Annotated in this window: 1 protein-coding gene; it reads left to right on the top strand. The window is 55.6% G+C overall.

Going from position 1 to position 1,395, the window contains the following annotated elements:
* Nucleotide 1: 1 nt before the first annotated feature.
* Nucleotides 2-1,395: hypothetical protein (locus D6694_07950; GenBank protein ID RMH42461.1), on the top strand; the 1,394-nt coding region annotated here is incomplete at its 3' end.

The following is a 1,395-nucleotide window of genomic DNA, read 5'->3' as shown; positions in this document are numbered from 1 at the left end:
CATGAATGAAACCCATCCGTGTACGGTCGCCATTGATCATTTCAAAATAAGCCATGACAACTTCGGCCTGTATTGTCTGGATGAGGTCGTCACGGTGTCCGCAAGGGATGCCAGTGATCTGGTCATTGGCAATTTTACGCAAACCGTTGTGCTCAATACCGGAACTGGCCGTGGCACATGGTCATTGGTCAGCGGTGCAGGGACGTTCAGTGACGCCACGCCGGATGATGGGATCGCCACGTACACTTACGCCGCATCGGATGCTGGCACGGCGCAGTTTGCCCTCACTTATCGGGAAGGCGCCACGCCTATCAATATTTCGGCAACCTTGCAAAGCAATTCTGCCATCGTGGATGACGATACGGAAGGTCTGCTTGACTGGGCGGCGAGCGGGTTTATCATCACGGGTTCGCCGGTGAGCAATCCTCCGCCGAATCCTATCAATCAACCCATCAACACACAAACCGCAGGCACAAATTTCCCGATTTACCTGACAGCCTATGGGCAAACGCCGACAGACCCGCAATGTGGCGTGATCGAGTCCTACACCGGGACGCATGCGCTGAATTGGTGGGTTGACTATCAGAACCCGACCGCAGGGACATTGGTGCCGACCATCGATGGCAGCGCCATCGCCAATAGCGAGGCCGCAAGCACTCCGCAAAATGTCAATTTTGTGAATGGGCAGGCGCAATTGTTAGTGAAATACAAAGATGTGGGGCAGATTCAGTTAAATGTAAAAGATATCACGACCTACGCAGGCGTCGGCCATGAACTTCGCGGCGCCAGCAATCCCTTCGTTGTGCGACCTGCCGATTTACAAGTGACAGTCTCTGGCAATCCGGCAGCGGCCGATGAAAACGGTCCGGTGTTTCGTCGCGCGGGCGAGCCGTTTACCGTCACTGTGACTGCCCTGGATGCCGAAGGCAGCATCACCCCCAGTTTTGGTTTGGAAAATACGCCAGAAGTGCCACGAGTGCGTTCCAGTCAGCTCGTGGCCCCGGTCGGCGGCCGAAATGGTTCGGTGGCCGGACAGTTGACCAATGGGACAGCATTGGTCAGGACAGGCCCGGGTGTGTTCACTGCGACCAATGTGGCGTTTGACGAGGTCGGCATTATCCGTTTGCAGGCGGATATCCAAGATGGCGATTATCTCGGTACGGGCAATGTTCTGGGCACAGAATCCGGTAATGTGGGCCGCTTTATTCCGCACCGTTTTGTGGTGACCGACAACACGCCGACGCTTCGCAATGCTCAATCGCCATGGACCTGTTCGTTTAGCTATCAGGATCAAGTGATTGGTTTCGCCAGCGGCCAGAACCCGCAACTGACGATTACGGCAGTAAACGCCAGTGGCCAACCGACGCTGAACTATGGCGGGCTATTCTGGAAGCT

The organism is Gammaproteobacteria bacterium (assembly GCA_003696665.1).
Lineage (GTDB): Bacteria > Pseudomonadota > Gammaproteobacteria > Enterobacterales.
The sequence above is the reverse complement of the archived record's forward strand: the minus strand, read 5'-3'. Positions and strand labels throughout refer to the sequence as shown.